Below are 6317 nucleotides of genomic sequence, written 5' to 3'. Positions count from 1 at the left end.
CATCTACGCCAAGGACGAACACGGCTTTGCGCGCCGCTTCCTGCTCGTGCGCAAGAATGGGCGCTGGCTCGTAGATAAGTGCCAAGGTATGAGCGGCGGCTGGAAAAGCCGCGGGCTGTAAAATTTGAGCGCGAAATGGAGGGGTTAAATTTCATCTGCGGCGCGATCGCGGGGATGAAATTTTATCCTTGCTGCGGGCGCGGCGATAAAATTTCATCGGCGCTGCGAAACAAAAACAAAGAGAGGGCAAATGAGCGGTAAAATTCTGCGCACGGCGATCAAAGAAAGGCGCGAATGAAAAGGCGAATTTTCTCCGAGCTGGGCGGCTTCGTGATATACGAGCCCGCGCTGCTCGCGCGCTATCTGGATGAGCACGGGCTTGCGAACGGGGACGTTCTTGCCTATTTTACGCAGACCGAGCACGGGGGTGCGGTCACAAGAGAGGGCATTGCGGTGCCGATATTGGGCGTCCGTAGCTTTAAAATTTCACAGCACTTATAATCCATATATAATGACGCTGGAATTTAGCGGCACTAATGTATTTTTTTAGAAGTCAATGTTTAATCAAAATTTTATAATTTTAGATGTGGAATTTGCGTTTAAGTCAATTAAATTTAAGCCGCCAAAGACGGCTTAAATTTCACCTCTCAAAAACGAAAATTTTATTCGTTCCGTTTTCTCTAGACGCGACGTAAAATTTTCCATCCTTGACAGCTAGCGCATGCGCGTCGCTCGCGCCTTCAAAGCTATAAATCTCCACGATCTTTCTGCTGCGCGGATCAAGCTTTAGGATGCTTGAGTATTGCTTCGAGAGTAGATAAACAAACTCGCTGCTCGCATCCATACCCGTGATATAGTAGTCGTTTATATCCCTGCCGTCCTTTACGCCGAGAGCCTCATCGAAGCTCGGCACGAACTCGGTCGAGAGCATGTTGTCGGCATCGCTAAAGCTCGCTATGCTCCAGCTTTGCTTTATGTTATCCGGCACGCTAGCGACGAAAAACTCGCCGTAGAAATCCGAGTGATCCCACGAGAGGATGAACTGCTGCTTAGCGCGCACGGTGGAGTAGCGGTCCTTGAAATCGAGCGTGAAATTTTCGTATCCGTCGTGCAGATAGCGCCACGCCTTGTTTGCTTCCTCTTTACTTTGGTTCGGTGCGGGCTTGAAAAACTCATAGGTTTTATTATAGCTCATGAGCCCTACCGAGTCTTTAAAAAAGCTCGCTGCGACGGTTTCTTCCATCTGCATTATCCAATCGGGCGTGCTTCGTAGATAGCTTTTTACGGTTTTTAGCTCGCCGTCCATTTCGTAGAGCTCGAATTTTAGCGTACCGAGCAAGAAGCTTCCGCTCGCCGCGTCGTAGTCAAGCCCCGTGACGGGATTATTGTTGTTTAAATTTAGCGTTATCTCGCCGCTTTTGCGTAGAGGCGTTAAATTTGTCACTGCGCCATCCGCAGGATTTAGATTAAACTCGCCGCCCAGCGCCAGTGCAGCGCACAAAAGGGTTAAGGTTAAAATTTTTCTCATATCGCGACCTCACTTCGGTAAATTCGGTAGTTTTGGATTCCAGTTTTCGCGGAAGTCAATTTCGGTTTCCTCCCAGTGATCAAGCTCCCAAAACCACTTTGACGGATCGATGCTCATGCGCGAAGGCGTCGCGGAGGCTAGATAGGGCGGCGGGCCTGCGGTGATAAAGGCCTGCACGCAGTTAAAAGCCATAATGATCGCAAAGGCCGCAACTGCAACTTTGCCTAGCGCAAATTTGGGTAAAACCGCGCCGTATGCGCCCTCTTCGCTTTTTTGCATTATTTTACCTACGTTTTTGCCTAGCAGCAAAATCACGCCCAAAAATATAATGACGCAAAAATGCACCACTACGACCCAAAACTGCGTGTGTGCGCCTAAAATTTCGAGCCCGAAGCCCTGCTTTATGTCGAGATAGCCGCCGCCGGTGCCGTCTAGGCTGTAATGCAAAAAGCCGTCGTAAAGCCCAAGGCACGCTAAAAATAGGATTGCAGCAAGGTATTTGACCTTAAAGCCGTATCTAACGATAACTAGCGCCATAAACGAGATCGCGACCATGCAAAATCTCTCGTGCCAGCACATGATGCAGGGGCTATCACCCATGCCAAAGCCCAAAACCAAACACGCGATACCTACGGGCAGGGCGATGAGGGCGAGGGCGGCAAGGGCGAAAAGATTGAAAAACCGCTTTTCATCTTCGCCCCAGCCCGCAGAAATCTCGGCGCCGCGAATGAGGCTTTGAGGCATTTTATCTTGCATACTTTCCATCGCTCGCTCCTAAAAATTTCCCATAGGCACGACGGCAAATTTATTCACCCATGCCATCATGATGACGAGTATTGCGATACCCGCAATACCAAAGCCCATAACCGCGCGCTTTTTCTCAGGTCTAAACCACAACAAAAGGCCCGCGACGAGAAACATCAGAACCATTAAAAATTCCATGTTTTCTCCTTTCTTACTGAAATTTAATATCGTAAAAATATTACTATTTTGCTTATTAGACGTATATTAAAAATTATGTTTTTATCAGTATAAATAAATTTTTATGAAATTTCATGATACTAAAATAGCTATTTTTAAGAAAATTTTTTCTATTCCAGCTTGATTTAAATTTATCTAAAGCATTTCGATTAGCCTGATTTTGCTTGTGCGAGTCGCGTGATAAAACGTCACGCGATTGAAATTATAAAATTAGCAAGAAGATGAACAATGACTTTTAGCGCAGCGGCAAGCGAGTGGGGGGGCAATCATCGCTGGGCGCATCCATTTTTCTTGCGGCGGAGCGGTCTCTTGCATTATGTCTATCTTCTTACGTTTAGGCTGTATTCTTGCACCGCGTTTTCCCCTACTGAGTCCTCGTTTCGGTAGCGGACGCCGCCTCGTTGATAGCAAGCAATACCTTGCGATCGGTTTATGTTGGTTGCGGATGCTGTTTTATTGTGCAGTTATTTCGGCTTGCATTGCGCAATGAAATTTTGAAATTTTACAAAGCTTGCCCAAGCCGATCACTTTAAATTTTTGCTCGTTCTTAGTCGCGAAATGTTTGCGCGTGGGCTTTAGGCGGCATGCAGACATCCTCGCGTACTCCCTGCTGAACTATGACGAGCTTTCGTATCCGACGTCAAAAGCCGCCTGCGACGCTTTCGTGCCGCCGTTTTGTAAGATATATCTAGTTTCCTACAACCTAATGTGCTTTTGAAAATCAATCGGGCTTAGCGCAGTATTGCAGGAATTTTTGCGTGTCGTAGCGATACTGCTTGCCGTTAAATTCCACCATTTTGCCACCGCGTAGGCACAAACAGATGCTGGGCTCATAGATCGTCGCGATGAAGTCCGAGGGCTCGCTTTGGCAGTAGAAGCTAAGCGCCCCTATAGGCGTCTGAACGTGTCCGTAGGTGGGATATAGCTCGTCCGCGATCTTTGCGGCGTCTTTTAAAATTTTATCTACTTCGTTCATGCTCTCCTTTAAATTTACTCGGGTTATATTTACATTTGCACGATTAGGCAAGGAATTTGGACTATCGTGCTACCGCAAAATTTTAAAAAAGGCTATAATTTAGCAACTTTATTTAAAGGAGAAAAGATGAGAGATTTTAGTTTTTGCAACCCCGTGAGGATAGAATTCGGCAAGGATAAAGAAAAGCATATCGGGCAGTACATGAAGGAAGCGGGCGCGAAAAAAGCTTTCGTGCTATACGGTAGCGAACGCGTGCGAAAGAGCGGGCTGATGGACGTCGTGGAGGGCAGCTTAAGGGCAAGCGGTATAGAATTTACGCAGCTTGGCGGCATAAAATCAAATCCCGTGCTAAGCAAGGTAAACGAAGCGATCAAGCTCGCCAAAGAATTCGGCGCAGATAGCGTGCTTGCTGTGGGCGGCGGAAGCGTGCTGGACTCCGCAAAAGCCGTAGCCGCGGGCGCCTGCTACGAGGGCGACGTGTGGGATTTTTTCACCGGTAAAAGTCCGAGCGCCGCGCTTAAAATTTTTGACATTATCACCCTCGCCGCGACGGGCTCAGAGATGAACTGCGGCGGCGTGGTGACCAAGGAGCAGACCAAGCAAAAATACCCGATCAGCGCGCTGTGTCTATACCCGAAAATCTCGGTCATAAACCCGCAGCTGCAAGCAACCGTCAGCCGCGAGTATCTCGTATATAGCGCGAGCGACATCATCGCGCACAGCATCGAGGGGTATTTTACCGCTAGCGTCCATCCAGACATCGTTCGAGCCTATATCGAAGCAAACATCAAAACCGTCATCCGCACGACTGAAATCCTGCTCGCAGATCCGAGCGATTACGATGCGCGCGCCGAGTTTGCGTGGGCCGCAACGATGGCGCTAAACGGGTTAACCTACGTGGGCGTGGGCGGCTTCGGCTATCCGAACCATATGATCGAGCATGCGATGAGCGCGGTCGTGGACTGCGCTCACGGAGCCGGTCTTAGCGTGGTAATGCCTGCGTGGATGAGGTGGTATAAGGATAGGAATTTAAGCGCGTTTGAGCGTTTCGCTCGTGAAATTTTTGGCCTTAAGAGTGCAGATGAAGGTATTGCAGCACTTAAAACATGGTTTGATAAGATTGGTACGCCTACTAGCCTCGCTCAGCTCGGCATCGAAGTTAAGATACTAGACGAGGTCATAGACGTAGCCGCGACAAACGCCAAAGCGTGGAATATGGCGGAGCTCTACAGCCGCGAAAATATCGCTAAAATTCTTGAGCTGGCAAGATAAGGCGTGACCGCGTAGATAAAATTTTAAATTTAAAGAGGCGGTCGCCTTCTCAAAAGAACAAGCGATAGTGCGAGCACACTAGAAATCGCTCCTCCTAAAAAATAAGCGGCGCCGCGGAGTGAGATGATCGTCCGTTTCCCCTAAGTCTGCGGCGCTTGCCGCAAGAGGGCAGCAGCGATAGGATGAAAATTTTAGAATTCTTTTGACGATTCTATGTGCTTTAAATTTTAACACGACAAAGGAGCAAGCGATGATAAATTTTAACAAACTTTCGCACGCGGCAAAGCTAAACGGGGCGCTTAGCGGCAAACAGCTCGCACTAGTTAGCGTTGCGGCTTATGCGGTCACAGGCAGAGCGGACAAACTAAAAGGTGCGCTAGAAAATGCCCTCAAAGCAGGGCTTAGCGTGAACGAGATAAGAGAGGCGCTGTCGCATCAAAGCGCTTATATCGGCTTTCCGAGGGGTTTAAACGGACTGATCGTTTTTAATAATCTCATAAAAGAGCGCGAGGCGGCGGGTATTAAAGATGAAGCGGGCAAGGACGCGAGCCCGGTTGCTGCGGACAGCGATTTTTACGAGCTTGGCGAGCAGACGCAAAAATATATCTTCGGGCGCGATTATTCGGGTACGGTGCTTTTTGACTCTCCTGCGGTCGATTATGGACTGAAGGCTTATCTTTTCGGCTATCTTTTTAGCAGGGATAATCTAGGCTTTTTAGAGCGCGAGATCATCACCGTATCGACGTTAGCAGCGCTAGATAATGTAAATATGCAACTAAAATCGCACCTGGGCGGTGCTAGAAATTTAGGCGTTACGGACGAGCAGTTCGAGAGAATTTTTAAAATTTTGAGTGAATGTATTGACGAGACAAAGGTACAAAACGCAAGAGATGTTCTAAAAAGCCTCTAACGGCTCGGCCGCCCTCTATCTCAATTGTTAGTCGCAGATTTATAAAATCTTACGGCTTTTTTGGCATGATTGTTCCTCAGAAAAAAGCGAAAGAAAATTATATGGCTAAGGATGCAAATAAAGGAGAAAAAATGAAAGAGAAACAAATTTTGATTAAAAAAGAGGAGCTTGCCGTTTATGATAAGGTGAGCGATAAAATTTTTGCAGGCGGGCTGCCGAAAGTCACGCTGCTTTTTGGCGCGACGTCTTACGCAAATGTAGGAGCGGCGCTGGTGCATTTTCCGCGTGGAGTACGCACGGCGTGGCATACGCATCCTGCGGGGCAAAATTTAATCGTAACGCAGGGTAAAATTTACACCGGTACGTCGGACGGAATCGTGCAAATCGCTCGCCCGGGCGACGTGGTGCTCTGCCCGCCGGGCGTCAAACACTGGCACGGAGCCGGACTGCACGAAGACGGCGAGCATATCGCGGTAACCTTTGAAAAGGACGGCAAAAACGTAACGTGGATGGAGCATCTAAGCGAGGATGAGTATAAAAGCCTTATCGAAAAAGCGAACGCAAAGGATTCGGAGTAGTATCCTCCGGTAGAATTTGCGACAGTCGCCAGGCAAATTTTGCGTGCCGTTAGGTACATTTAAATTTACCCC

10 protein-coding genes are annotated in these 6317 nt (G+C 48.3%); 6 read left to right on the top strand and 4 right to left on the bottom strand.

The genetic code is table 11. The annotated features are described in order from the left end of the window. The first annotated feature begins 135 nt into the window (after window positions 1–135). Window positions 136–261 (top strand): hypothetical protein, encoded by a 126-nt coding sequence (locus tag Q0257_RS12770; RefSeq protein ID WP_298025380.1) that lies wholly within the window; start codon window positions 136–138, stop codon window positions 259–261. 33 nt (window positions 262–294) lie between these two features. Beyond that, the gene (locus Q0257_RS12765) at window positions 295–501 is read left to right on the top strand and encodes a hypothetical protein (protein WP_298025377.1); all 207 of its coding nucleotides are present in this window, start codon (window positions 295–297) and stop codon (window positions 499–501) included. A gap of 139 nt (window positions 502–640) precedes the next feature. On the opposite strand, the gene Q0257_RS12760 is transcribed toward Q0257_RS12765, so the two are convergent. From Q0257_RS12760 to Q0257_RS12750, 3 genes are read right to left on the bottom strand one after another with little or no spacing between them, the layout of a single operon-like run. Further along, on the bottom strand, window positions 641–1528 hold the full coding sequence (locus Q0257_RS12760) for a hypothetical protein (RefSeq protein ID WP_298025374.1): 888 nt from the start codon (window positions 1526–1528) through the stop codon (window positions 641–643). Window positions 1529–1537: 9 nt separating this feature from the next. Beyond that, window positions 1538–2293, bottom strand: coding sequence for a disulfide bond formation protein B (locus Q0257_RS12755; RefSeq protein WP_298025372.1), 756 nt, complete (start codon window positions 2291–2293; stop codon window positions 1538–1540). Window positions 2294–2302: 9 nt separating this feature from the next. Further along, window positions 2303–2470 (bottom strand): hypothetical protein, encoded by a 168-nt coding sequence (locus tag Q0257_RS12750; RefSeq protein ID WP_295150707.1) that lies wholly within the window; start codon window positions 2468–2470, stop codon window positions 2303–2305. 607 nt (window positions 2471–3077) lie between these two features. Here Q0257_RS12750 and Q0257_RS12745 point away from each other — a divergent pair. Then, entirely contained in the window at window positions 3078–3227 is a 150-nt protein-coding gene (locus Q0257_RS12745) for a hypothetical protein (protein WP_297923044.1), read from the top strand. A gap of 3 nt (window positions 3228–3230) precedes the next feature. Here Q0257_RS12745 and Q0257_RS12740 read toward each other — a convergent pair whose 3' ends face one another. Then, on the bottom strand, window positions 3231–3485 hold the full coding sequence (locus tag Q0257_RS12740) for an AraC family transcriptional regulator N-terminal domain-containing protein (RefSeq protein ID WP_298025369.1): 255 nt from the start codon (window positions 3483–3485) through the stop codon (window positions 3231–3233). Between the two features lie 126 nt (window positions 3486–3611). Between Q0257_RS12740 and Q0257_RS12735 the strand changes: the two genes are divergently transcribed. From Q0257_RS12735 to Q0257_RS12725, 3 genes are all read left to right on the top strand, one after another. Continuing rightward, a complete protein-coding gene (locus Q0257_RS12735; RefSeq protein ID WP_298025367.1) occupies window positions 3612–4757 on the top strand; it encodes an iron-containing alcohol dehydrogenase in 1146 nt (381 codons plus the stop codon). Between the two features lie 250 nt (window positions 4758–5007). Further along, complete coding sequence (locus Q0257_RS12730; RefSeq protein ID WP_298025364.1) at window positions 5008–5667, top strand: carboxymuconolactone decarboxylase family protein; 660 nt, start codon at window positions 5008–5010, stop codon at window positions 5665–5667. 131 nt (window positions 5668–5798) lie between these two features. Further along, entirely contained in the window at window positions 5799–6245 is a 447-nt protein-coding gene (locus Q0257_RS12725) for a cupin domain-containing protein (protein WP_298025361.1), read from the top strand. Window positions 6246–6317 lie beyond the last annotated feature (72 nt).

Source organism: uncultured Campylobacter sp. (genome assembly GCF_938018035.1).
Taxonomy (GTDB): Bacteria; Campylobacterota; Campylobacteria; order Campylobacterales; family Campylobacteraceae; genus Campylobacter_B.
The sequence above is the reverse complement of the archived record's forward strand: the minus strand, read 5'-3'. Positions and strand labels throughout refer to the sequence as shown.